This window comes from Paraniabella aurantiaca (assembly GCF_050309965.1).
Taxonomy (GTDB): Bacteria; Bacteroidota; Bacteroidia; order Chitinophagales; family Chitinophagaceae; genus Niabella.
In genome coordinates this window covers 2365400-2390417 of the sequence record NZ_JBLOSY010000001.1, presented here as the reverse complement: position 1 = coordinate 2390417, position 25018 = coordinate 2365400, and the positions used below count along the sequence as shown (strand labels likewise).

Genomic DNA, 25018 nt, shown 5'->3' with positions numbered 1-25018 from the left:
ACTTATTCGAATGTCAGGTCAAGACCTAAACCTCTTAACTCGTGTACCAATACATTGAATGATTCAGGAACTCCGGCGCGAGGTACGTTTTCACCTTTTACAATGCTTTCGTACGTTTTAGCACGGCCAATGATATCATCCGACTTAATGGTTAATAATTCCTGTAAGATGTTAGATGCACCGTATGCTTCGAGTGCCCATACCTCCATCTCACCAAAACGCTGACCACCGAACTGAGCTTTACCACCCAGAGGCTGTTGTGTAATAAGTGAGTATGGTCCTATAGAACGTGCGTGCATTTTATCATCTACCATGTGGTGTAGTTTGATCATGTAGATCACGCCCACAGTTGCTTTCTGGTGGAAACGCTCACCGGTTTCGCCGTCATACAGGTATGTGTGACCAAACTTAGGTATACCCGCCTCATCACAATAAGTCTCAATCTCTTCTGTAGAAGCTCCGTCGAAAATAGGAGTAGCGAATTTCACACCCAGGTTTTTACCAGCCCAACCTAAAACAGTTTCATAAATCTGTCCGAGGTTCATACGGGAAGGTACCCCTAACGGATTCAATACGATATCCACCGGTGATCCATCCTCAAGGAACGGCATATCTTCCTGGCGAACGATTTTCGCAACGATACCTTTGTTACCATGGCGACCCGCCATTTTATCACCCACTTTCAGCTTACGCTTAACCGCTAAGTATACTTTTGCCAGTTTCAATACACCTGCAGGTAACTCATCACCTATTGAAATATTGAACTTCTCTCTTTTATAGCGACCCAATTCTTCGTTGAACTTAATGCTGTAGTTATGCAATAAAGTATTTACCTGGTCATTGATCTTTTCGTCGGTAGTCCAGCCCAAAGGATTGATGTTAGCATAATCCAGTGAAGCCAGGTTCTTAGCGTTAAACTTAGAATTTCTGCCAATTACGATCTCATCGAAGCTGTTCTTAACACCTACTGAAGTCTGGTTTTCCAGTAAAGTGCCCAGTTTTTCTAAAAGCACATTCAGGATATCCTGCTCATTCTTTTCATGAACGCGATCTAATTTTTCAATTGCCGCTTTTTCACGAACCTTAGCATTTTTATCTTTCTTCGCACGCTGGAATAACTTCTTACCAATCACCACACCTTCTACCCCGTTTGGCGCTTTCAGAGAAGCATCTTTTGCATCGCCGGCTTTATCACCAAAGATGGCACGTAATAATTTTTCTTCAGGAGTTGGATCGCTTTCCCCTTTTGGAGTGATCTTACCGATCAGGATATCGCCTTCTTTAATTTGCGCTCCGATACGGATAATACCATTTTCATCCAGGTCTTTAGTCGCTTCTTCAGATACGTTAGGGATATCAGCAGTTAACTCTTCTTCACCTAATTTAGTATCACGCACTTCCAGTTCGTATTCGGAAATGTGGATAGAAGTAAACATATCTTCTTTTACCACACGTTCGCTGATCACGATCGCATCCTCAAAGTTGTAACCCTTCCATGGCATGAAGGCCACTTTCAGGTTTTTACCTAATGCCAGCTCACCATTTTGAGTAGCATAGCCCTGAGTAAGGAAGTCACCATTCTTTACCTTCTGACCTTTCTTTACGGTAGGCATCAGGTTAATACAAGACTCCTGGTTGGTTTTGATGAATTTAGTAAGCTTGTATATTTTCAGATCTTCTTCAAAGCTTACCAGCTTCTCATTCACATCTCTGTCGTAACGCACATGAATTTCAGTAGCATCTACAAACTCAACCACACCATCACCTTCTGCGTGGATCTGGATCCTTGAATCGCGTGCTGCTTTTCCTTCCAGACCAGTACCTACGATAGGCGCATCCGGACGCAATAATGGAACCGCCTGACGTTGCATGTTTGATCCCATTAACGCACGGTTGGCATCATCATGCTCCAGGAATGGAATCAGGGAAGCACTCAAACCAACAATCTGGTTAGGAGCTACATCCATATATTCAACCTCTGATTTATCAAGGATCGGGAAGTCACCTGTTTCGCGGCTTTCAATCTTCTCTTCAACAAAATTACCATCAGCATCTAACGCCGTATTAGCCTGGGCAATTTTTGCTGAATCTTCTTCTTCTGCACTTAAGAATTTCAGTTTCTTAACATCCACTTTACCGTTTACTACTTTATGATAAGGCGTTTCGATAAAGCCCATTTCATTGATAGTAGCGTGCACGCAAAGTGTAGAGATCAGACCAATGTTCGGTCCTTCCGGTGTTTCAATAGTACACAAACGACCATAGTGCGAATAGTGTACGTCACGAACCTCAAAGCCGGCTCTCTCACGACTTAAACCACCTGGCCCGAGCGCTGAAATACGACGTTTGTGTGTAATTTCTGACAGGGGGTTGGTTTGATCCAGGAATTGGGATAACTGAGATGTACCAAAGAAAGAGTTGATCACTGAAGAAAGTGTTCTTGCATTGATCAGATCCACCGGCGTGAATACCTCGTTATCACGAACATTCATTCTTTCACGGATGGTACGCGCCATACGTGCAAGACCTACACCAAACTGAGCATATAACTGCTCACCTACAGTACGTACACGACGGTTGCTCAGGTGATCGATATCATCGATCTCTGCTTTACCATTGGTTAAACGTACCAGGTATTTAATAATCTCGATGATATCGAGCTTAGTTAAAGTTTTCTGATCCAGAGGCGCATCAATGTTCAACTTGCGGTTGATTTTGTAACGTCCTACTTCACCCAGATCATAACGTTTATCGCTAAAGAATAATTTATCGATAATACCACGGGCTGTTTCGTTATCAGGGGCATCAGCACCGCGCAATTGACGGTAAATAAACTGAACCGCTTCCAACTCACTGTTCGAAGTATCTTTATTTAAAGTGTTGTAAATGATTGCATAATCACCACCTACATCTTCTCTCTGGATAAATACGGTATCGATCGCCATATCAACAATGGTTTCGATCGCTTCCTCATCCAGAACGGTGTCACGCTCCATCACAATCTCATTACGCTCAATAGAAACTACCTCACCGGTATCTTCATCCACGAAATCTTCTACCCATGTGCGTAATACGCGGGCTGCTAATCTTTTACCTAGATGTGCTTCCAGGGATTTTTGGTCACCGGCTACTTCGTCGGCCATACCAAATAATTCCAGGATATCTTTATCAGTTTCATAACCGATAGAACGTAATAAAGTAGTAACCGGGAATTTCTTCTTACGGTCGATATACGCATACATTACGTTGTTGATATCGGTAGCGAACTCCATCCATGCTCCTTTAAAAGGAATTACACGTGCAGAGTAAATTTTTGTGCCATTCGGGTGAACAGACTGACCAAAGAATACACCAGGAGAACGGTGTAACTGGGAAACTACCACACGCTCAGCACCGTTGATCACAAAAGTACCACGGGGAGTCATGTAAGGAATATTACCCAAAAACACATCCTGAACGATTGTCTGGAAATCTACGTGCTCTTCGTCGTTACAGCTTAAGCGAAGTTTCGCTTTCAGCGGAACGGCATAAGTTAAGCCACGCTCCATACACTCGTCGATCGAATAACGGGGGGGATCAATAAAGTAGTCTAAAAATTCCAGTACAAAGATGTTTCTCGTATCAGTGATAGGGAAATTATCTTTGAACACACGGAACAAGCCCTCAATGTTACGCTTGTCGGGTGTGGTTTCAAGCTGGAAAAACTCTTTAAATGATTGAATCTGAACTTCGAGCAAATCGGGCGTCTCAGCCAGATGTTTGATTTTCCCGAAATTCACTCTTGATTTTACGCTTGTAGCAGACATAAATTATACACCGGTTTTAATGATCGACCTATAGAAACGCCAAAAAGGACCACTTTTATCGCTAAAAGAAATCCTACTGAAATTCAATTACTTGAACACATTTCGTAAGTCAAAATTTTATTGGCCAAAATAAAAAGGACTGCAAAGTTAGGGGATAAAGTATAAAGAAAAAACTTATTAGCAATAATTTTGCCAAATTTTATTTTGACGATGGTTTTTATAAATCGTAAATTTATGAAAACAGCTATCTATGAGCCTGAAACACACGCTGAAAGAGTCTCTGACTTTTTCAAAAAAAGAACGCATAGGCATTATTTTTTTGGTGCCTGCCATCGTTATTATCGCTTTTCTCCCCTTCTTTCAAACACATCCGGAAGAGTCTAAACTCTCCTCCACGGACTCAGTCTGGCTCGCAAACGCTAATAATTTGCAGGAGAAAAACATCAGCGAATCATCAGAACTGACCGATGATCCATCAACGCCTGCTACTACCAGCTTCCCTATCGACAAAACGGGAGGCAGCTACAGCAACCCGCTAAAAGGGGTTCTGTTTAATTTTGATCCGAATACGCTGGATGCCGAAGGTTTCAAAAAGCTGGGGCTGAGGGACAAAACGATCCGCACCCTGATCAACTATCGCAATAAAGGGGGGAAATTCAGAAGGCCAGACGACCTGGCTAAAGTATATGGGTTAAGGCAGGAAGAATTTCAACGGCTGAAGCCCTATATATCCATAAAAAGTGCCACACCTGCGGGTAATTATCACAATCAAACCAATGCCGATAAAGGAGTTAACAATACAGGATATACGCCCGAAAACAAGCCCAGTCACCTACCTAAAACGATCGAAATCAATACTGCAGATATAGCAGGGTTTGAGTCTTTGTATGGAATCGGGAATAAACTGGCTACTAAAATTGTCAATTTCCGGGACAAGTTGGGAGGCTTTTATTCGGTCGACCAGGTAGGGGAAACCTACGGAATACCCGATTCAACCTTTCAGAAAATAAAAGCGCAGCTGAAGGTTGATGCCGGGTCCATAAAAAAAATCAACATCAACACAGCTTCCTACGATGAGCTCAATAATCATCCCTACATAAGCGCTAAGCTAGCTTTCCAGGTTTTAAAACAAAGAAAAGAGAAAGGGAATTTTACAGCAATTACGGACATAAAAGATTTGGCAGCACAAACCAACGACTCTTATGAAAGAGTTTCTAAGTACATTACGGTGAGCAATTGAAGTTGAAGACTGTAATGACGCATAAAAAAGGCAACCATAGAAATGATTGCCTTTTAAAAAATATTTGAAAAGAATTAAGCTACTTCAACATCAGCGCCAGCTTCTTTCAACTTAGCTGCGATATCGTCTGCTTCAGCTTTGCTCACACCTTCTTTAACAGGTTTTGGAGCGCCGTCTACTAATTCTTTAGCTTCTTTCAAACCTAAACCAGTTAAGTCTTTAACGATCTTAACAACGTTTAATTTAGAAGCACCACCGCTTTTCAGGATAACGTCAAATGCTGTTTTTTCTTCTACAGCAGCCGCGCCACCACCGTCTCCAGAAACTACTACTGCTGCTGCAGCTGGTTCGATTCCGTATTCAGTTTTTAAGAAATCTGCTAATTCCTGTACTTCTTTTACAGTTAAACCTACCAGGCTTTCTGCTAAATTTTTAATATCTGCCATTTTGTTTAATTTTTACCGTCTTCATTTCCTTTTAAAAATGGATCCGACGGCGGGTTTAAAAAAATTGTACCCCCAGCCCTTTAATAAGGGTGATTGGGCGGTGATTTATAAAAAGAACTAAATCCTTGTTGAGCAAGATCTGGCGAGGGTTAACACGCCATCTCTATAGCCTGATTATTCAGCTGCAGGCTTTTCTTCTGCCGCAGGAGCCTCAGGTGCTGCCGGAGCTTCAGGAGCCGCCTCAGTTGCAGGAGCTTCAGCCGCTGGCGCTGCTTCAGCAGCAACCGGAGCCACATCTCCCTCTGGTTTGTTTTGTAACGCACCAATAACACGCTGAATGGGAGAAAGCAACAAGCCAATAACTTCGCCGATAAGCTCGTTCTTGGTTTTGATTTGTGTTAATGCTTTCAACTGGTTGTCACCTGCATACAGGTCACCGTTGATAAAAGCCAGTTTCAATTCTGGTCTTTCAGCTTTGGCTTCGCTACGGAAAGAGCTTAAAATAACAGCTGGTTCTTTGGGATTTTCAGAGAACATTAAAGCGGTTACCTTATGTAAAGAGTCATAAACACCAGCATATTTTTCAGCATCCAGAGATTCCAGGGCTTTTTTAATAAGCGTGTTCTTAGCTACTTTCATTTCAACATTTTTGTCGAAACAAGCGCGGCGCAATTTACTTACCTGTGCTACAGTAAGCGATTCTGTATCGGTTATATAGAAATTGTCGTACTGAGAGAACTTACCTTTCAATACTTCAATTACTTCATTTTTTTGATCTTTAGTCATTTTATTTCGATTTGACTGTGTTTAAAATTGTTGCGATTGTGTTATACCTGCCTGTTAGGGCAGTACTACAACCTGATTAGTGAACAAAGCCTTTAGTGTCTAAAGCAATGCCTGGGCTCATAGAACTTGCCATGCTGATACCTTTTAAATAAGTACCTTTTGCTGTAGAAGGTTTTGCTTTAACGATAGCATTGATGAACTCCTGTCCGTTCTGAGCGATTTTTTCAGGAGAAAAGCTAACACGTCCGATAGAAGCGTGGATGATACCAGCTTTATCTACTTTGAACGCAATCTTACCACCTTTTACTTCGTTTACTGCAGCTGCCACATCGTTGGTAACAGTACCTGTTTTAGGGTTAGGCATTAAGTTACGAGGACCTAACACTTTACCTAATTTACCAATTTTAGGCATTACAGCAGGAGTAGCGATGATTACATCGATATCTGTCCAGCCGCCTTCAATTTTTTGAATAAACTCGTCTAAACCTACATGGTCAGCACCTGCTTCAATTGCAGCCGCTTCTTTGTCAGGAGTACAAAGTACCAGTACTCTTTTTGTTTTACCAGTACCATGAGGTAAGGTAACAGTGCCACGAATTGCCTGGTCTGCTTTTTTAGGATCTACACCTAAACGTACATGTAAGTCAACCGAAGCATCGAATTTCGCAACATTTATTTCTTTAACCAATGCAGAAGCTTCGCTAAGCGTATATGCTTTGTTGGCATCCACCTTGGAGTTTACAACTTTTCTTTTCTTTGTAATTGCCATTGTAATTCTTTTTTAAGCCTGCCCGAAAGCAGACGGGTTCTTTAATGGATTAATTTTCCCAAGGGGCTTTACCTTCTACAGTTAATCCCATACTACGCGCTGTACCAGCAACCATTTTCATAGCGCTTTCAGCAGTAAAGCAGTTCAGATCGGGCATTTTATCTTTTGCGATAGCCTCAACCTGATCCCATGTAACTTTACCAACTTTGGCACGGTTGCTTTCTTTTGAACCTTTTTGAATTTTAGCCGCTTCCATCAACTGCACCGCAGCAGGAGGCGTTTTAATTACAAAGTCGAAACTTTTGTCCGTATAAACTGTGATTAATACAGGAAGTACTTTTCCTGGTTTGTCCTGTGTGCGCGCATTGAATTGCTTACAAAATTCCATGATGTTAACACCTTTGGAACCCAGCGCCGGACCGATTGGAGGTGCAGGATTGGCCTGACCACCTTTACACTGCAGCTTTACAAAGCCGGAGATTTCTTTTGCCATTTTTAATGATTTATTGGTTCAAACGCTCTGCCGGTTATTCCGGAAAGAGCTCCCAAATTCCTCGTTCTGTATTGATATAATCTGTACAGAAAACCTAAAAAGAACTAATTGGGGGTGCAAAGGTAAGTGTTTTGGTTGAAAAGTTGATCAGTTGACTGGTAGTTTAAGAGTTTGCAGCAGCCAAAATGGGTTGAAAAGATAAAACCAATTGATTTGAAGCGTATTATTTATATTTTTAGCAGATGAAATATTTGTTTTCGGCTTTACTGATACCGCTTTCTGCTGCTGCCTGGTCGCAAACCACGGCTTTTTTCGATTCAACAGGCATTATAGCGAGCAATTTTGAAGGCCTTATGAAAATAAAGCAGGCTTTTAGTTTTACCGAGGGGCCCGTTGCCGATAAAGACGGTAAAGTATATTTTACGGACCAGCCGAACAACAAAATATGGCGTTACGATCCCCAAACTACCGTATTATGGGAATTTAAAAAAGATGCCGGCAGAGCCAATGGCCTTGATATTGACGCTAAAGGTAATATTATCGCCTGCGCTGATGAAAACAATGAAATATGGTCGATAGATACCAGGGGGCATATTGTGAAAGTGCTGCTGGGTAAAGTAGATGGCAAAAAATTGAATGGCCCTAACGATTTATGGATTGACCGCGAAGGCGGGATTTATTTCACCGACCCCTACTACCAGCGTGATTACTGGACCCGTACTGCACCCGAGATCAGGGAGCAAAATGTGTATTATTTGCCTAAAGGGGCTACGCAGCCGATAACGGTGAGTAACGAACTGGTGAAACCTAATGGCATTACCGGCTCGGCTGATGGACAGTATCTTTTTGTGGCCGACATTGGGGATAATAAGACCTACAAGTTCCAGATTAACGACGACGGCACCTTATCAGGCAAACAATTATTTGTTGCTCAGGGATCAGACGGTATAACCCTCGACAACAGGGGTAATTTGTATTTAACCGGCAATGGCGTTACTGTTTATAACAGCACCGGGAAGAAAATAGCCTATATACCGGTTCCGGAAAAGTGGACGGCCAATATTTGCTTTGGTGGAAAAGAAAGGAATATCCTTTTTGTGACAGCAGGCCCGTCGGTTTACCATTTGAAGATGAATGTTAAAGGGAAATGAATAACGTGAGTCAGCATTTCAGCATTATCCGCCAGTTAAACTGCACCAAAATTTATCAACCTAAATTCGTCATTCATCAAGTATTTTTGCGTCTGAACTAACCAGGTAGGTTATCAAAAAAATCAATGACGTATTATTATCTTGCATTCGGTATTCCGGTTATTTCAGAAATCGAACTTCCTGCATTATTTCCAATAAATGAATCCCCCGACCTGGAAAACCCCGTATACGTAAAGCTGGGCATCGTGCCTGCTGAGCTCTCAGGTGAGGGACAAAATGCTGATAGACATGCTTACTGCAACGCTGATGAAATGATTTACACGATCAGCGGGAAAATTAAATTCTATATTTCTAATGGCAGCCAGGTGATTATTGAGCCAATTACGGCAGATTATCGTTCTAACCTGATTTATTTTTATTCGAATGGGTTAGCGGCTATTTTGTACCAGCGGAATATGATCCCGTTTCATGTTTCCGGAGTTTTCACCGGATCTGGGAAAGTTGCGCTCTTTGCGGCTCCCTCCGGCACAGGAAAGTCTACACTGGCCGTTAAACTGCAGGAGTTAGGCTTTCAACCGTTTACCGATGATACAGCTGTATTATTTATAAGAGATGGAAAATGTTACGCACAGGCCTCCTACCCGATGATCCGCTTGTGGGAGCAAACGTTGGATCAACAGAGTTTGCTAAATACTAATGATAAACAAAAGATCTTTGATGATGGTGACCGGGATAAATTTGGCTTTTCATTCCATAGTCAGTTTGCCACGGCGCCGGCTGAGGTTGAAAAAATAATCTTTCTCGACAAGGAGGGTTCGGAAATATGCCTGTCGCCCATCAGGAATATAGAGGCTTTTAAAGCGCTTTCGGATAACGTATATCGTAACCATTGGATACCGGTGATACAAAAAAGCAAGTTACAGTTCGACCTGGTAGGTAAAATATTGAATAGTACCCCTTATTTCTTGGCTCTGCGTCCCAAAAATGTCAATAGCATATCCGAATTCTCCCTATTCGTGAAAAAAATTTTGCAAAATGTTCAGAACTAGGTATTTTGCAGGCCGTAATTAACATTAAAACTTAATTTATGGAAACTAAAAAAACTTGGGTTCTACCGGAAGTAACCGAAATTGAAATCAACTCTGGAGTTGATGCTAAAGCTGATGCTTTTAATACTGCGAGCTAATTCCAAAGGTTAGCAAAACAGTTATATCTTATTAAAATAAGCGGAGTTTACCTGTAAGCTCCGCTTTTTATTTCGCAATCGGTCATGAATCTCATATTTGGAGCCTGGCACTATAACAATAACTATTCAGTTGATCTGTCGCTTCAAAAAATGTATAACGGTCTTAGAAAATTACCACATCAGGGACACGCTTTTAAAACGACTTTAGAGGCAGGATTTGGGCATCTGTCTTCCGGGAGTACTTTTAACGACCAGCCTGTGTATATGCCCGAAAATGAACTGCTGTTTGTATGGCAGGGCAGAATTGACAATATAAGCCAACTCACTAAAAAGTTAGGCCTGGACCACGAAGCAAGAACATCCTACTCCAGTGATTTTGTATTGCTACAAGCTTATAGAAAATGGGGCAGAAATTGTATAAATCACTTACGCGGCGAATGGAGTTTTGCCGCGTTTGACGGCCAAACACAGGAACTATTTATCGCACAAAGTCCAACGGGTTATACTGCTCTTTATTATTACCACGACAATAGCGGCTTTTATTTTAGCTCTTCCATAAAAGGTATTCTACAACTTCCTAATTATTCCAAACAGCTGAATGAAGTCCATTTTATGCGTCAGTTAACCTTGTGGGGCCGGGAAAATGGTGCATACGATACTTTCTACAGCAATGTTTTTTCTTTACCGCCCGCTCATACCATCATCATAAAAAATCGTACTGTAAAAGTCGAAAAATATTGGAACCCGCAAATCACAGAAAAAAGAACTTATAAAAAAACACAGCATTATGCAGATGAAATAATGGAGCTTTTTGTTGCAGCTGTCCAATCACGAATCTGTGGCGATAAATCTGTAGCATCTACTTTAAGTGGAGGATTAGATAGCAGCGCCGTAAGTTACACCGCAGCTGACTTACTTAAGCGTCAGAATACTACCCTTACGACTTTCAGCCATGTTCCACTATTTGCGTCTGAGATACTGCAGGATATTGAAAAAGAAAAAAGTGTACTAGATGAAACGCCCTTTATTCATGATATAGTGAATGCTTCCGGGAATATAGATTCTATTCTATTGAATTCTGCAAATTATAGTGTGCTTAATGGCATGATCGACTTTCTTGATATATATAGCGCTCCGGCTCACGGTGCCTGTAATGCCTACTGGTTGTTGGACATTTACAGATCTGCAGCTCAAAAAGGAGTGGAGGTTTTACTTAAAGGCGAAGGCGGTAATGGCAGTATTTCTTTTGCAGGAGCTCCTCACCTGCTCCCAGTCAGCATTTCGGCCTTTATACACAATCCGTTTTCCTTCTTTAAATCCCGCATAGCGAAACCTGTAGTGCAAACTTTTTTTAGGAACTATTTAAACAAAAGAAACCATAAAAGAAGTAGCCTGAGAAAATACGCTTTTAATGTTTTTGCTCAGCCTGCCAGACTAGATCAACATGGCATTACTATGGATTTTTCGGCTATCGACGATATTCAAAGGCCGTCTCCTGATGATATTCAACAAAACAAAGAGCTTTTTTTAAATTTATACAATGTAAGAAGTGCCATTGGTGCAGCAAGCGGGCAATATTATGGTGTTGAATTAAGGGATCCTACCATTGACCAGGATCTTATCGAGTATTTTTTCAGCATTCCCAATGAAGCTTTTTTTGATAAGCATTTCAACAATCGCATGTTGGTAAAACAAATGATGCGTGGCAAAATACCCGACAGGGTTTTGTTCGAAAAAAGAAAAGGTTTACAAAGTGCAGATATTGTTTATCGGGTAAAGGCCCAGGCCTCCGAAATTTCCGCAGCAATTGAAGATATCAAAAATAGTACCGCTGCCGGATACTATATTGACATTCAAAATCTGAGTAGCACCTGGCAATTATATTTGCGTCAACCATATGTTGAACCCTATCAAATGCAGAACCTGCTAAAGGCTCTACAATTTGCCTTATTTTTACACACCAATTTTGATTAGTTTAATTACCATTACCTACCATGGGCTACCAGTTTAATGCAAAGGATATATTAATAACACAGTTAGGTGAAGAAGGCGTAGCTTTCAACAGTGCTACCAACGAGTATTTTTCTTTAAATGAAACTTCCTTTAAAATTTTAAGAGGTATTGAAAGCAATTTATCAGTCGACGCTATTTGCAGGCAACTGGAAAATGAATATGAAATTTCAGCACCTGATTGTAGGAAACAAGTCAATAACATCATTCAGCTTTTTATTTCGAAAAAGTTGATTACAGAAGAATGATTAACAAAATCAAATCTTTTTTGAGATTAGGCCCATCCAGGAAAATCATAGTGATTCAGGCCCTCTGGATCTCTATATATACTTATTTTCTTTTTAGTTTTTTTAACCGGCGAGCCAGGTTTGGAAAAAAAACAGCACCCGCAGCTAGCTTACATCAATTGCCTCATAAAAAAGCGAATGATATAGGTTGGGCGATACAAATTGTTGCAAAATATATCTCCTGGAAAAACGTATGCCGCCATCAGGCTTACCAGGCCAAATTGCTTTGTAACTTTTATAAAATACCTTGCCTGATTTTCGTTGGTTTTAAGAAAGATCCCAACAGAAATGAGATAGAAGCACATGCCTGGACAGTTGCAGGTGGAAAAATAATAACTGGTTTCTGCAATCCTCAGGAGTACATCGTGCAAAGCGTATATAAAAATAAATGGCAATAGCATTAAAAAATTTTAAACCCAACGATCTGGTTAAAAACATCAGGCGCTCTTTGCTACTATTATGGCAGACGAGTAGTTCTTTGGCTTTATTAACTTTAAGCCTGCATATAATACAGGCGCTGTTGCCGGTAGCCTCCCTCTATTTTATTAAAATATTGGTTGAAGGTGTTACCAATAAGCAGGCTTTTTCGGAAATTGTTCCTTTTATTATTTACTTCCTGGTTACTCAATTATTGCTTGCCCTTACGCAGCAATATGCCAACTATATTATCACCATATATCAGCCCCGGCTTACCGATTACCTGTCAAAACAGGTTTTAGAAAAAGCGGTTAGTGTTGATTATGGATATTATGAAAACCCGGCATATCACGACAACCTGCATCTGGCACAGCAGCAATCTTTATACAGGGCGGGTATGCTTTTAACCAGTTTTACCGCATTTATAACTTCCGGTTTTGCGCTCCTGTTCCTACTCCTGTTTTTTATTAGTATGCAATCCTTTTTTGCATTGTTTTTTATTGCTTTCTCTTTACCTCTTGCGGCTATAAAATGGTATTACGGCATTGCTATTATGCAACAGGAGCGAAAGCTCGCCCCACTCGAAAGGGAAAGCAATTACCTGCACCAAATACTAACTGGCGTAACTTTTGCAAAAGAAACACGAGTCTTTAGCTTCGGTTCATTCTTTATTGATAAGTTCGTCAACATCCGTCGCTCCATTCGCCTTCAAAAGCAACGTTTAAATAAAAAACTCACCCATTACAGCCTCATTGCCGAAGCGATAGAGATCATCGCTATGGCGATTATATTTGCTATCTTATCCAGGCAAACGATCGAAGGCGCTGTAACCCTTGGCTTATTTGTAGTATACATACAGGGTTTTCAAAACCTGCAGCATAATTCGAAAAATTTCCTACAGAGCATTGTGCAAATTTTTCAGCAGCGTATCTTTTTACAAGACCTGTTTTTATTTCTTGATATACCCTTATCTCAAAAAACAAGTAATCACAACCCCTTCCCTCTCACCGATTCAGGATTAACAGTGGAAAAACTGAATTTCCGGTACACCCCAGACAGTAAACTGGTCCTGCGAGATATTTCCCTTCAATGTAAGCCTGGACAGATCATCGCTATCGTGGGGCAAAATGGTTCGGGAAAGTCCACGTTAATCAAACTACTGGCTAAACTGTATGAAGCTAATGAGGGACAGATATATTTTGACAATACGGCCATTGAAGAAATTTCCGAAAAATCGTATAAAGAGCAAACAGTTTTCCTCTTCCAGGACTTTGAGAAATACTTTTTTACTATTGAAGAGAATATTATTTTGGGAGAACCAGATGCAACCAAAACTATAGACAAGATTCAGTCAGCCGCACACGCTGCCGGAGCCGAAGGTTTAATCTCAAAACTACCTGAAGGCTACCAAACCCGCATGGGTCGTATATTTGAAGGCAGTGCTCAATTGAGCGGCGGCGAGTGGCAAAAAATTGCCCTGGCAAGAGTCTTTTATCGTGATAATGCTCAACTTATTGTTCTGGACGAACCTACCAGTGCATTAGATGCACCTGCAGAATACGAAATATTTAAACAGATTAAGGCCATTGCGAAAGACAAGATGGTTATTTTAATAACCCACCGATTGTACAATTTGAAGATCGCTGATCATTTATATGTGATGGAAAACGGTCGAATTGCTGAAGAGGGCTCTTTTGATGAATTGATTGAAAAAAATGGTGTATTTGCACAGCTTTATAATATGCAGCAACTATGATACCTATTGAAGATGTAAAATCAGAATATGGAACCGAAATAACAGTGGTATTGCTATGCTGCAGGTTGCATTTTAATACTGAAAAACTTTCAACCTTGCAGCAATACATCGATACCCGCCAAATTAACTGGGACGACGTAATCTATCTTGCAAAATATCATCGAATTGAGCCTATTATCTATAAAATATTAAGTAAGGCCCATTTACCTGTTGCCATTGCTTCACGTGTAAAGCAAAGCCAGTTTTTCTTAGTTCAGAATAATTTTAAACAGGCTTTAGAAACAGAGCGAATAATCGAACTTCTTGAAACCATGGGCATACAATGCACACCTTATAAGGGTGTTGCTTTTTCCAGGCAGTTCTATGGCGATATTATTTCCAGGGAGTCCAGCGATATAGACCTGGTTATATCTCACGAAGATTTTAGCAAGGTATTAGAGTTGATGACAGCAGATGGCTATATTTTTGAGAACAAGATTGAATACAGCTATTTTAAAGAAAAAATTTTTACGCGGAACAATAGCCTCAATTTTGATAAATTCAAAGGAGATAACAGGGAATTTCATATAGAATTCCATTGGCGTATAACTGAAAACTTTGTAAAAGTTCATAACGAGGCACATCGACAGCTATTTAATAATTCAGAGAAAATTATTTTAGCAAAGCGTAAAGTGAATGCTTTAAATGCCAATGCCCATTATATCACCCTATTTATTCACCATTCTAATCACGATGGATTCAGAGTGCTTAAGAATATCGTAGATCTTTGTCAAATTCTCCCTTCCAATAATAACGACATCGACACTCACTATATTAAAAACGCTTTTAAAGATCTTCGGTTAGTAAAGGCTGCGGCTGTCTGCTGCTACCTTTCCTCCGAACTATTAGGCCTCAACCTTCCGTTATCCCCTGCAAACAACAACAGCTTAATACCGGGAAAAGTAAAAGCTTTCTTTATGGAACGGCTATTAAGGAAAAGATCCTATCGCGATACAGCTTTGGATAATCTCGATAACAGAAGCCAGCTATACCTCAAAGATTCCCTGTCGGAAAAAATTGCATTTATTTTGGCCGGCTTTAAACAAAGAACCACACCTTCTCCGGAAGACCTGCAAACACTGAAGTTAAACCGAAACTTATATTTCCTGTACCCGGCTATTAAATCCTTCAGGCTATTGACAAAAGGCATCGATAAGAAGCATATAAAACAACAAAAATAACTATCATCTTAATGATGGTAACCTTTATATAAATGGTAGAAAACTAATAAGTGAACCATTTTTATTCTGAGAGAAACTGGCACATAACGGTTTTCACTAGCCTGCGTCAGTAATTTCCGCGGAATTAAATGATACAATATTTTTCCTCTCAACGAGGTCAGGAAATTAACCTGAAAAACATCCTTAGCCCACGGATGTTTATTTAGCAAATACTTTAATCCCTGGCCTGCAAATGCTTCCCGTTGCTGTAGCGCAAAGGACAAAGATTTGTCCATAACTCCAAATGCAACTGCTTGTTTATTAAATAGAACCTTTAGGCCTGACTCTTTTTGTATTCTACAGCCCAGCTCCGTATCTTCTCCGCCATAGGTTTTGATACCTTCGTCAAATCCATTGAGCCTGACAAATAGGAAGGCCGGCATTGCCACGTTTCCTGTTAAGATATATTTTGCCGGTAATTCAGCCAGATTATTTTGAAACCGGTTCATTCCCCTTGTCATGTCGTAATCACCCCAAATCGTACCTTTTTTATAGCAAATCTGGCCCTGAGAAATTGTAGTACTGTTTAAAACGGCGTTGTGTGATTCGAGGTAATTATTGTTTACCACCAGATCGGAATCTAAAAATAATACATAAGTTGCGGTTAAACAACCCAATACCAGGTTGCGTGTTGCCGCCCTGCCATGATTTCTTCTATCGGTGTGCTGCAGGCATTCCAGCATGAATTCAAAATGCCTTGAAGAAAGATATGCCAAGGTTCCATCGGTGGAGCCATCCACCACAACCCACACTTTAAAATTGCGAAGGGTTTGCTTCTCCAGGCTATACAGACATCGCTTTAGCTCTTCTAGGTTATTATAGGTTGGTATAACAATATCAAAGAGCAACATTCAATAAATCTGGTTTAAATTGAAACATTTTATCTGATCAGCACCATTTTACCATACCCCTTATTGAAGTATTTATCGGTATTATTATCCTTTGTACTGTATTTATCTAAGCTTCGGCCGTTTAGATTGGTAAGCACTCTGTACAAATAAACACCATTGCCCAGTTTTTGACCATATTGATCGGTTCCATCCCATTTAAATTCGGTTATATTTCTACCGATACGCAATGGACCTAATTCTGCTTTGGTAATCTCCCGGACAATTTTACCCGTAACCGTTAATATTTGTATCCGGATATTTTGAGGGATATCAGACCCTGTTAACGTAAATACAAAGGCTGTTGAACTTGTAAAAGGATTAGGATAATTGAGTAAATTAGTGATCATGGGTTTATTGATTACCTGGAATGCAATCCGGTAATTAAGGCCACCAGCTGTATTGCCACTTTGATCTTTAGCACTTACAATTAATTCATAATCCCCATCTGCCAGCAAATTAGGCTTGAAGGTTACGGTTGCCGTATTGCTACTATTGCCGCCCTGACCTGGAGGGGTTAACACTAAAGTATCATTATTGAATTGGTAATCGCGTGTTACACCATCAGGATGTTTTAGCTGCACTTTTATCAGCTCGGTATTATTGAGTAACATATACTGAGAATCATCAGTAAGCTTCATTAATATACTGGGCTTGCTGGATACAATATCACGGTTCAGTATTCGGGCCCCATCAAAAGTCACATCCAGGTAGGGGTTGGTTGTATCTCTCCGTACATGAAAATTCCGGGATATAAAATTATTAAACTGATATTGTTCAAGCTGGTGCTGCCCGCCTTCGGGATTAACTTCCAGATAAGCAAGATTAGCTCCACCGTAGGATCTGGTATCTACCGAAACATTCACCCTGACAGTATCTCCCGATGCCAGGGATTTTACTTTAGGAACATTAATGAAATGTTCGACATTGTTTTGATCACGAACCGAAAGTTTAACAGCTAAACTGTCAAAATTATGATCACTCACATTTTTAAAAGCTATTCCCAAATTAAGCGGTTCACCTGCATCTACTGTATCTTTCATGCTGAAGTATATATTGGGGGCAACAGCTCCTTCGGGTGCCGGCACGTTATAAAGACGCCAATATTTTAGCTGATAGGGGCTTTTATCGATCGTATCGCGTGTTTGCAAAGCAATTCTTAAACCAGCGTAATTTTGCACATCCAGGGAAGAGAGATCCAATCTTTTCTGATTAACAGGTACCTGGCCTATTAATTCCGTTTCCCGGCCGGATGCATCAACACCCAGAACAGTCAGGAAAGTATTATCTGTTGATGGAGTTTCAACACTATATCCATCCCAAACCAATGTTTTCCATTCTTTAGCTTTAGGGTAAACAGGAGATTTCATAGTACCTGTCGTTCCATGAGCAGGCACCGTAATACTCACACTTAGCTTATCGGAAACAGCAGTGCCAACCGCCTGGGCTAATGGACCAGGCTTGCCTTTTTGATAAATAAAAATATAAGGAACTACAGAGTTTACTAAATCCAACTCTGACAGGCCGATAGATTTAAGTTTATGATATAAAGAAATATTTTTTCCCAGGACGCTTGTGTCTGCCTGCCAGGCTGCAGGTAAGATTGTTGACCCGATTTGGTTGCTTGTTAGCCCGACATAATAGCCATTCGGGATAGAATCTAAAAAACTCATTACCGTCTTCCTGGACTCGGTTGTAGATATATCAAATTGAAAATATTTTACGATCCTGGGATGAGTACCTGCTATCGGAGTAGGTCTGTAACTACCGTATAAACCGCTGGATCCTATATCTGCATTTTCAAAAGGAGACAGGTTCCTGTTATTAATTACATAAAAACGCAGGGAGTTTTCCTGAGGACTAATACTTCCTGCAGCATTCACAATATATCCGCCTTGTATACCCAATCCATTTATCTGATAGGCCACATCCAATGGAGAACCTGCGGCATTACTAATGCTGTTATTTACCACCAGTGAGGCCGTAAGGCTATCATAAACAAAGGTTCCGTCACTTTTAATACCCATTTCACTATAGCTATTGTCTATCAGTTGGCTATAGCCTGACTGACTATAACCAAGATTTGTTCCCTGCATGTAGGTAAAAGAAGCTCCATTCCAGATAGGTTGTTCGTTAGTGTTTGATGGCTTATAAGCTACCCGCCAGTAATAAACTGTACTGTCTTTAAATGTGATTCCGGGACTAAATTCAAGAAGTCCCCCTGATGAAGTTTTATTCTGGCTAACTTTAAAAGATGAATTGAATGTTCTCACCGTATCTATCTCCATTACATAATTTCTTGCTTCCGCAAATGGGTTTCCTGTTGAAGCAGAAAGCACTATGTTCTGACGGTTTACTATGGAATAATTAGCGGGGAATACCGGTTTAATATCATCTTCGTAAATAAAAATATCCTTTATGAGTGTATTATTGGTTTCAAATAATTCACTGATAGTATTCTCCGGATCGATAGTAATCGTAAATTTATTAGCGCCTTTATCTATCAAGGGATCAATATGTATTTGGTATAAAATTGAATCTGCATAGCGTATAGAAGGTAATGTATCCCTTTGGATTACCTTTGTAGAAAGATCAGGCAGGGTTCTCGTTAATTCTACAATAACATTGCTATTAATAGCCTTGCCCAGATTGGCAATTTTTGCTTTTATTACAAAGCTCGGATCGGCTACAGAAACGATAGAAGGATTAACCGTAACCATTTGGTCCTCGATAGCATAATCCGGCTTATCGTATTGATAGAAACGTATAGCGGGATCTCCGTTCAGAGTATATTGCTCACATTGCGCTCTTAAATATCTGTTTCCCTCTCCTCCCTGCTTAGCAAAAGTTTTAACAATTGCCTTCTGCATCATTTCGCCAAGGGTACCTCCATAGCTTGCCTTACTCAATTCGGCATATAGCTCCTGGTTATACAATGCCAGATATTGGATAAAGCCCAGAGCTGTTCCGGCCATCATAGCAATACTTCCCCTCTCCTTTTCAAACATAAACTTCTCTGAAAAAGTGGTAATACTCGAAAGCCGCGCCTCGTTCAAAATAAAAATATCTCCAACATTGCACCCCATCATATGGAACACCGGATATTTACCCTGGTTCAAATATCCGGTTGGGTCATCAAGTTTAAAGACCAAGCCCTCAGTGCTTGAATGTCCGAAGTAGGATACCAGGTTCAAGCCGCTATTCATTAGCGATCTGAATGCTTCAGCCGCTTTTTGTTGTTCACCAGCATTCGTGCTTTTCAGAAAGTCTGTAACATTAGCACCATATAAAGTATCGGTAGCAATATTTTTAGCGAAGTTCAATGCTCCATATAACTGACTGATTTCACCCGGAAGATCAGAACCAACTATATGAGCAATATTCTTTTTCCAGCTATTGGCCAGCGGATTCGGTTGAGGCAGCAGTTTTTCTTCATACTGTTTTACTTTTTCAAGGTAAATCGCAAATTCGCTGCCGTTTACTACAGGTACCCGACCAATTGGCGTTAAAGGAATAGAACTTGCGCCCTCGGCAGCTAACAGCTTATCTGATGCAGGCTCCCCAAAAGTAGGAATGAGATTCAACCTGTCTGTTACCGGATTAGACTCATTATATCGTGCCGCAGTATACTTCACACCTTTACCAACAATAAACACACTTTTTGGGGCAATAGAAAAATGGTTTCGGGCAAACCTCAGAAAATTTCTTACACTCAAAGGGCTACCCTTAATACCATAAGCAAACTGATCCGTTAACTGATCAATCATATATACTTTCGCATTGTAGCCACCCCCTGCTGTTGAACTGCGATAAGCCCTATACTCTTCTACAGGCGCACTACCACCCGGCCCATTTAGAATAGCGCTATGAGATATCATCAAATAATCTCCCTGATTAGTTGTGGCCGAATAATTAACAAAATTCCTTGGTTCGAAACTGTTGATCGTTCTAACGGTTGCAGTATTTACCAAAACCAAATCTGCATTGGCTACAGAAGGCTGTACATATATTTTTACAAGGGAGGGATTAGAGGCATCGGCGTCATATCTTCGTCCACTGCTAAGGTCATACAAGATGGGTGCACCTGAAGTACTAAAGCCGGCAATTTCCATGTACTTGCCTGTAGTAGTCGTTCCTGGTAATTTAAAACGGAAATTATTCGCCCCTCCAAAATTAAAACTACGTGGATAGACAATTTCAATTATACCGATTTTAATACGATTATTGGCAATAGTAGTTACATTTGATATCTGAATGCTTTCTGAAGCGCCTGTCAACGCAGTAATTGGCAGTGTGCCGGATAACCTGGAATAATTGAATTGGTTTAATGTTGTATTGAATAATTCAGTGTTATTTAGTTTCACTTGTACTACCCGGCTATTATCACTGTTGCCTACTACGCTCATATTTACTTGCACTGGGGGAGCTCCCGAACCAGTGAACGGGAATAATCCAGACTGCGTAATTGTTCTCGTTTGATTTTGATCTATTTCATTCGAAGTCCACCCCTCCCCTACTTCAAAAGAAGCCGAGATTGCAGGAGTTGATACTGCACCTTCATAGGGCCCTAAATGTATACTTTCATTGAGGTAGATACCCGCAGTATGCATAAAATAAGGCTCGGCAACAGCACCCGTAGGTATGCTATTGGCAGTAGGTACAAGCCTTTTGTTATTGCCAGCTGAATTAACAGTAAGGAAATAGGCTGCCGTGTCGGTAAACAAACTTTTGCTGTTGTTGATCTGGTCCAGCGGATTACGATACAGTACCTGGTCTGCCTTGCCATCGTTGGCCTCACCCCAGAACTCTATATAGCCACCGGCAGCTAGAACGCCCGTTTGATTGGAGGTATACAAAGCCACCTCTTCTCCGTTACGCCATAACTGGAAAGAAGATACATCTGCATTGCCAAGGTTAATGGCGGCTAACGCCGATTGGGGGATCCTGTAAAGCCCGCTGGATCCGATTTTGAACTTATAATAAGTTTTGCTATAGTCAATCCACTCATTATTGAATGACTGCGCCAGGGCACTCATCGTATACGACAGAAAAAATATTGTCAGCAGTTTCTTCATCGGGTGCTCATTAAATTAAAATACCGAAGATTTCTTTTCACGGTTCAGATCCAGTCTAAGTGAAAAAACATGGGTAAACAAAGGATTAGACTGATTGGCCAGGTTGGCGAATGCATAATCTATTACTACAGATTTAATCCTAAATCCTACACCAACGCTTGGCTGATAGATCCAAACCCGTTTTTGATTCGTCGTATCTCCATCTGCCAGTCCCTTTTGAAAATTGTTAATACCACCCCTTACAAAAAAGATATTCTTGTATCCATACTCTAATCCAACCTTAGGGTCGATACTAACAGCATCGCTGCTTACCAACGTATTTCGTTTTCCATCAAAAGTCAGGTCAAAATCGGTTTCGGCCAGCACTGTTGATGTTTTGCCGATGGTGAACAAACGTGATGCCGCTAATGTCAGTCTTGGAGCCGTAAGTTCCGATGATCGCACCGGGATTTCGTTCTTGGTAAGATATAGCATTTCTTTCTCTTTCTCCGTAAAATTGAAGGTCCAGGTATTAAATGTACTCGTGATGTCTTTGGCCACTACACCAAATCTCCAGTTATTTTTAAACACCTGCAAACCCGCATCCAAGCCAAAGCCCCAGGCCTGCGCAAATTTCCCCACGTTCCGGTAGATCACTTTGGCGTTGGCACCAAAATTCACCATACTGTTCTCCGTTTTTTTGAGGTTTTGTCCATACGATAAGAGAAAAGCATAATCAGCCGAAGAAAAAGTCTGGATATTATTATAATTGAGCGATCCATCGGGGTTCACCAGGAAAAGCGTATTAGGTATATCATCCACAGCAAACCTCATAGCAGAAAGTCCCAATACTCTTTTTTCATTGGTGGTAGGTATGGCCACATTGGCAAAATCGTATTTACCAATTCCTGCAAAATATTCCGAATGCATTAAATTCACTTCCGTACGTCCCTGCACATTCACCAAACCTGCCGGATTCCAATATCCTGCCGTACCATCTGCTACAGAGGCAGCCTGGGCGCTACCCATAGCTAATCCCCGGGCTCCGGCACCAATATTCAGGAATTCATTAGAATATTTTCTAAACTGCGCAACAGACACCTGGCAACAGCATTGAACTACCAGGAATATGCTCGCAAAGGGTATATATTTTCTTATAGTCACTAAACAGTTATTAATATTTACCGGTCAGCTCTATACTGCACTTATTTAAATGGCTTGTTTCTTCATCAAATTCACCACAATGGCAGTACCTGTCAACTTTCTTTCACGTGATCAAAAACTATAGGGCTCATGCGAAATTAGCATTATCATACAAATCAGCAACAGAATTAGTTAAATGCTTAATAATATTCGCCCAACAAGGTAAAAACGTACTTTTGCGCCCATGGATTTAATAAAAGAACTGAAATGGCGTGGAATGGTGCAGGATATGATTCCCGGCACCGATGAGCAACTGAAAAAGGAAATTACAACCGGTTATATAGGTTTTGATCCGACAGCAACCAGCCTGCATATTGGTAGCCTGGTACCCATCCTGCTTTTAGTGCACATGCAAAAAGCAGGGCATCGCCCTATTGCCCTGGTGGGTGGCGCTACCGGCATGATTGGCGACCCCAGTGGTAAAAGCGAAGAAAGAAACCTGTTGAATGAAGTACAATTAGCTGAAAATGTAGCCGGCATCAAAGCCCAGCTGGAAAAATACCTGGATTTTGACCCGTCAAAACCCAACGCCGCCCTGATGGTGAATAACTACGACTGGTTTAAAACGATTTCGTTTATCGATTTTTTACGGGATGCGGGAAAACATATCACGGTAAACTATATGATGGCGAAGGACAGCGTGAAAAAGCGTTTTGAAGGAGAAGTTGGGATTAGCTATACCGAATTTGCTTACCAGTTGATGCAGGGCTACGATTTCTACCATTTATTTAAAGAGAATAATTGCAAATTGCAGATGGGCGGCAGCGACCAGTGGGGCAATATTACCACCGGTACCGAGTTTGTACGTCGTAAAGCACAGGGAGATGCATTTGCTTTTACCTGCCCGTTGATTAAAAAAGCGGATGGTACTAAATTCGGTAAAACAGAAAGCGGGAATATTTGGCTAGATCCTGAACGCACTACACCTTACCAATTTTACCAATTTTGGTTAAATGCCAGCGATGCCGATGCCGAACACTGGATCAAAATATTCACCTTTTTAGATGAACCAACCGTCAATCAGTTGATTGAAGAACACAAACAAGATGCGGCTAAACGCATATTGCAAAAATCACTGGCACGCGAAGTAACCACTTTTGTTCATGGCGCTGCAGCCTATGAGCAGGCCATAGCCACTACGGAAAAGCTTTTTGCAGATCAGAACAAGCCTGCTGAAGAGATGAGCATTGAAGACCTCGAAGGTATGGCGGGAGTTGTAAAATCAACTATTAAAAAAGAAGCTATTGAGAACGGAATTGATATCGTAAGCTTTTTGGCCGATGCAAAAATAACTGCCAGCAAAGGCGAAGCCCGCAAATTAGTGTTGGGCGGCGGCGTACAGCTGAATCGCAGAAAAGTAGAAGACGCTCTGCTATCCGTGGGCAATGATAACCTGTTGCATAACAAATACCTGCTACTTCAGAAAGGAAAGAAAAACTACTATCTTGTTGAGGTAATTGAATAAAGAATTAAAGGGAGCTCTCGCTCCCTTTTTCAATACCTTATCTTTTCAGGAAAATAAAAACAGCACCAATAAATGTAAGCGCAATAATCAAACGGCGATAACTGGTATCTTTTATTAAAGCTACAATTCTGATACCTAGTAGAAACCCGATCAGCAAGGCGGGTAGCAATAAGGCGTCGGTTTTCAAACTGTCTACGGTTACATTCTTCCATACAAATACCTGAAAGGGTAACTTAAACCAGTTAATGGCCAGGAACACCCATGCGGCCGTACCAATAAAATTGTTCTTGGGCATGCGCATCGCTAAAAAATAAATATTAGCGAAAGCACCGGCCAGGTTACCAATCATGGTGGTAAAACCAGAGATCAATCCCATGCCGGATACAAAGAATTTATTGGAAGGAACGATCAGGGTTTTCCTGACTTCCAGGTACAACATAATGATCACAGTTATCACAATAATCGTAGCCATTATTTTTCTGAACACAGCTTCGTTCATGTGCTGACCGGCAAAAACACCTACCAGCACTCCCACCACCATCCAAGGAATCAGTTTCCAGAAATGTTTCCATTCAGCATGACGATGATAGTACTTTACCGCCATCAGATCCGCTGCGCATAATAAAGGTAGCACCACACCGGTAGATGCCTTACCACCCAGCACTATTGCCATCAGGGTTACGTTCAGCATATCGATCCCTTTTAGCCCGGCTTTAGCCAGCCCTATGAAAAAGGCTGATAGAGCCAGGAGTATCCAGTTAGTTAAGGAATAATCATCCAATAGCGCTTGCAAAAAAACTTCT

At 40.9% G+C, this 25018-nt stretch carries 18 protein-coding genes; 9 read left to right on the top strand and 9 right to left on the bottom strand.

The features are described from left to right. Window positions 1-2 precede the first annotated feature (2 nt). Complete coding sequence (rpoB, locus tag ACLOAU_RS10420; protein WP_427861808.1) at window positions 3-3806, bottom strand: DNA-directed RNA polymerase subunit beta; 3804 nt, start codon at window positions 3804-3806, stop codon at window positions 3-5. Window positions 3807-4056: 250 nt separating this feature from the next. Here rpoB and ACLOAU_RS10415 point away from each other — a divergent pair, with 250 nt between their 5' ends. Further along, window positions 4057-5046 carry a ComEA family DNA-binding protein gene (locus tag ACLOAU_RS10415; protein WP_427861807.1) on the top strand — a complete coding sequence of 330 codons (990 nt, stop codon included), beginning with the start codon at window positions 4057-4059 and terminating at the stop codon, window positions 5044-5046. A gap of 74 nt (window positions 5047-5120) precedes the next feature. On the opposite strand, the gene rplL is transcribed toward ACLOAU_RS10415, so the two are convergent. From rplL to rplK, 4 genes are all read right to left on the bottom strand, one after another. Next, window positions 5121-5492 carry a 50S ribosomal protein L7/L12 gene (rplL, locus tag ACLOAU_RS10410; protein ID WP_427861806.1) on the bottom strand — a complete coding sequence of 124 codons (372 nt, stop codon included), beginning with the start codon at window positions 5490-5492 and terminating at the stop codon, window positions 5121-5123. 174 nt (window positions 5493-5666) lie between these two features. Then, window positions 5667-6278 carry a 50S ribosomal protein L10 gene (gene rplJ / locus ACLOAU_RS10405; RefSeq protein ID WP_427861805.1) on the bottom strand — a complete coding sequence of 204 codons (612 nt, stop codon included), beginning with the start codon at window positions 6276-6278 and terminating at the stop codon, window positions 5667-5669. Window positions 6279-6354: 76 nt separating this feature from the next. After that, a complete protein-coding gene (rplA, locus tag ACLOAU_RS10400; RefSeq protein WP_427861804.1) occupies window positions 6355-7047 on the bottom strand; it encodes a 50S ribosomal protein L1 in 693 nt (230 codons plus the stop codon). Window positions 7048-7096: 49 nt separating this feature from the next. Then, window positions 7097-7540 carry a 50S ribosomal protein L11 gene (gene rplK, locus ACLOAU_RS10395; RefSeq protein ID WP_427861803.1) on the bottom strand — a complete coding sequence of 148 codons (444 nt, stop codon included), beginning with the start codon at window positions 7538-7540 and terminating at the stop codon, window positions 7097-7099. A gap of 242 nt (window positions 7541-7782) precedes the next feature. Between rplK and ACLOAU_RS10390 the strand changes: the two genes are divergently transcribed. The 7 genes from ACLOAU_RS10390 to ACLOAU_RS10360 all read left to right on the top strand — a co-directional run bounded on the left by ACLOAU_RS10390 (window position 7783) and on the right by ACLOAU_RS10360 (window position 15567). Continuing rightward, window positions 7783-8691, top strand: a complete 909-nt coding sequence (locus ACLOAU_RS10390; protein WP_427861802.1) for an SMP-30/gluconolactonase/LRE family protein — start codon at window positions 7783-7785, stop codon at window positions 8689-8691. Window positions 8692-8816: 125 nt separating this feature from the next. Next, window positions 8817-9740: a hypothetical protein gene (locus tag ACLOAU_RS10385; protein ID WP_427861801.1), complete on the top strand. Its 924-nt coding sequence runs from the start codon at window positions 8817-8819 to the stop codon at window positions 9738-9740. 221 nt (window positions 9741-9961) lie between these two features. Then, window positions 9962-11851: an asparagine synthetase B family protein gene (locus tag ACLOAU_RS10380; RefSeq protein WP_427861800.1), complete on the top strand. Its 1890-nt coding sequence runs from the start codon at window positions 9962-9964 to the stop codon at window positions 11849-11851. Window positions 11852-11871: 20 nt separating this feature from the next. Next, window positions 11872-12135 carry a PqqD family protein gene (locus tag ACLOAU_RS10375; RefSeq protein ID WP_427861799.1) on the top strand — a complete coding sequence of 88 codons (264 nt, stop codon included), beginning with the start codon at window positions 11872-11874 and terminating at the stop codon, window positions 12133-12135. After that, window positions 12132-12572, top strand: a complete 441-nt coding sequence (locus tag ACLOAU_RS10370) for a lasso peptide biosynthesis B2 protein (RefSeq protein WP_427861798.1) — start codon at window positions 12132-12134, stop codon at window positions 12570-12572. Before ACLOAU_RS10375 ends, ACLOAU_RS10370 begins: the two co-directional genes overlap by 4 nt. Further along, a complete protein-coding gene (locus ACLOAU_RS10365) occupies window positions 12563-14347 on the top strand; it encodes an ABC transporter ATP-binding protein (RefSeq protein ID WP_427861797.1) in 1785 nt (594 codons plus the stop codon). The genes ACLOAU_RS10370 and ACLOAU_RS10365 overlap by 10 nt, the downstream gene beginning before the upstream one ends. Next, window positions 14344-15567, top strand: coding sequence for a nucleotidyltransferase domain-containing protein (locus ACLOAU_RS10360; protein WP_427861796.1), 1224 nt, complete (start codon window positions 14344-14346; stop codon window positions 15565-15567). Before ACLOAU_RS10365 ends, ACLOAU_RS10360 begins: the two co-directional genes overlap by 4 nt. A gap of 8 nt (window positions 15568-15575) precedes the next feature. Here ACLOAU_RS10360 and ACLOAU_RS10355 read toward each other — a convergent pair whose 3' ends face one another. From ACLOAU_RS10355 to ACLOAU_RS10345, 3 genes are read right to left on the bottom strand one after another with little or no spacing between them, the layout of a single operon-like run. Further along, the gene (locus ACLOAU_RS10355; RefSeq protein WP_427861795.1) at window positions 15576-16457 is read right to left on the bottom strand and encodes a glycosyltransferase family 2 protein; all 882 of its coding nucleotides are present in this window, start codon (window positions 16455-16457) and stop codon (window positions 15576-15578) included. Between the two features lie 29 nt (window positions 16458-16486). Further along, the gene (gene porU2 / locus ACLOAU_RS10350) at window positions 16487-21568 is read right to left on the bottom strand and encodes a putative type IX secretion system sortase PorU2 (protein ID WP_427861794.1); all 5082 of its coding nucleotides are present in this window, start codon (window positions 21566-21568) and stop codon (window positions 16487-16489) included. Window positions 21569-21583: 15 nt separating this feature from the next. Continuing rightward, on the bottom strand, window positions 21584-22711 hold the full coding sequence (locus tag ACLOAU_RS10345; protein ID WP_427861793.1) for a putative type IX sorting system protein PorV2: 1128 nt from the start codon (window positions 22709-22711) through the stop codon (window positions 21584-21586). Window positions 22712-22934: 223 nt separating this feature from the next. On the opposite strand from ACLOAU_RS10345, the gene tyrS reads away from it, so the two are divergent. Next, entirely contained in the window at window positions 22935-24215 is a 1281-nt protein-coding gene (tyrS, locus tag ACLOAU_RS10340; protein ID WP_427861792.1) for a tyrosine--tRNA ligase, read from the top strand. 37 nt (window positions 24216-24252) lie between these two features. Here the strand turns inward: tyrS and ACLOAU_RS10335 are convergent, their stop codons facing one another. Then, window positions 24253-25008 (bottom strand): sulfite exporter TauE/SafE family protein, encoded by a 756-nt coding sequence (locus tag ACLOAU_RS10335; protein WP_427861791.1) that lies wholly within the window; start codon window positions 25006-25008, stop codon window positions 24253-24255. Window positions 25009-25018 lie beyond the last annotated feature (10 nt).

Bases quoted from the DNA above. Each gene is read 5' to 3' on its own strand.
- rpoB (WP_427861808.1), bottom strand. From the start codon at position 3,806: ATGTCTGCTACAAGCGTAAAATCAAGAGTGAATTTCGGGAAAATCAAA.
- ACLOAU_RS10415 (WP_427861807.1), top strand. From the start codon at position 4,057: ATGAGCCTGAAACACACGCTGAAAGAGTCTCTGACTTTTTCAAAAAAA.
- rplL (WP_427861806.1), bottom strand. From the start codon at position 5,492: ATGGCAGATATTAAAAATTTAGCAGAAAGCCTGGTAGGTTTAACTGTA.
- rplJ (WP_427861805.1), bottom strand. From the start codon at position 6,278: ATGACTAAAGATCAAAAAAATGAAGTAATTGAAGTATTGAAAGGTAAG.
- rplA (WP_427861804.1), bottom strand. From the start codon at position 7,047: ATGGCAATTACAAAGAAAAGAAAAGTTGTAAACTCCAAGGTGGATGCC.
- rplK (WP_427861803.1), bottom strand. From the start codon at position 7,540: ATGGCAAAAGAAATCTCCGGCTTTGTAAAGCTGCAGTGTAAAGGTGGT.
- ACLOAU_RS10390 (WP_427861802.1), top strand. From the start codon at position 7,783: ATGAAATATTTGTTTTCGGCTTTACTGATACCGCTTTCTGCTGCTGCC.
- ACLOAU_RS10385 (WP_427861801.1), top strand. From the start codon at position 8,817: ATGACGTATTATTATCTTGCATTCGGTATTCCGGTTATTTCAGAAATC.
- ACLOAU_RS10380 (WP_427861800.1), top strand. From the start codon at position 9,962: ATGAATCTCATATTTGGAGCCTGGCACTATAACAATAACTATTCAGTT.
- ACLOAU_RS10375 (WP_427861799.1), top strand. From the start codon at position 11,872: ATGGGCTACCAGTTTAATGCAAAGGATATATTAATAACACAGTTAGGT.
- ACLOAU_RS10370 (WP_427861798.1), top strand. From the start codon at position 12,132: ATGATTAACAAAATCAAATCTTTTTTGAGATTAGGCCCATCCAGGAAA.
- ACLOAU_RS10365 (WP_427861797.1), top strand. From the start codon at position 12,563: ATGGCAATAGCATTAAAAAATTTTAAACCCAACGATCTGGTTAAAAAC.
- ACLOAU_RS10360 (WP_427861796.1), top strand. From the start codon at position 14,344: ATGATACCTATTGAAGATGTAAAATCAGAATATGGAACCGAAATAACA.
- ACLOAU_RS10355 (WP_427861795.1), bottom strand. From the start codon at position 16,457: ATGTTGCTCTTTGATATTGTTATACCAACCTATAATAACCTAGAAGAG.
- porU2 (WP_427861794.1), bottom strand. From the start codon at position 21,568: ATGAAGAAACTGCTGACAATATTTTTTCTGTCGTATACGATGAGTGCC.
- tyrS (WP_427861792.1), top strand. From the start codon at position 22,935: ATGGATTTAATAAAAGAACTGAAATGGCGTGGAATGGTGCAGGATATG.